General features: G+C 67.0%; 1 protein-coding gene. It reads left to right on the plus strand.

What is annotated here, in order from left to right; translation table 11 throughout:
* The coding region (locus tag EN804_RS35215) for an FAD binding domain-containing protein (protein ID WP_189602180.1) at nt 1-361 on the plus strand (361 nt) is incomplete at both ends.

A 361-nucleotide genomic window follows, 5' to 3' on the forward strand; every position in this document is an offset into this window, starting at 1 on the left:
CGAGGCGCTCGCTCTGCTTGGCGAGGACCGCTGGCGCATTCTCGCCGGCGGCACGGATTTCTATCCGGCGCAGGGCGCGAAACCTTTTCGCGACAACATCCTCGACATCAATGGTCTCGCGGCGCTGCGCGGCATCGAAGAGACGGACGAATACTGGCGCATCGGCGCCCGCACCACCTGGACTGACATTGTCCACCAAAAACTACCGGCGGCCTTCGACGCGCTGAAAGCGGCCGCGCGCGAGGTTGGCTCGGTCCAGATCCAGAACGTCGCCTCGGTCGCCGGCAACCTCTGCAACGCCTCACCCGCGGCCGATGGCGTGCCGGCGTTGCTGGCGCTCGACGCCGATGTCGAGTTGCGG

The organism is Mesorhizobium sp. M8A.F.Ca.ET.161.01.1.1 (assembly GCF_004792105.1).
In the GTDB taxonomy this organism is placed as follows: Bacteria; Pseudomonadota; Alphaproteobacteria; order Rhizobiales; family Rhizobiaceae; genus Mesorhizobium.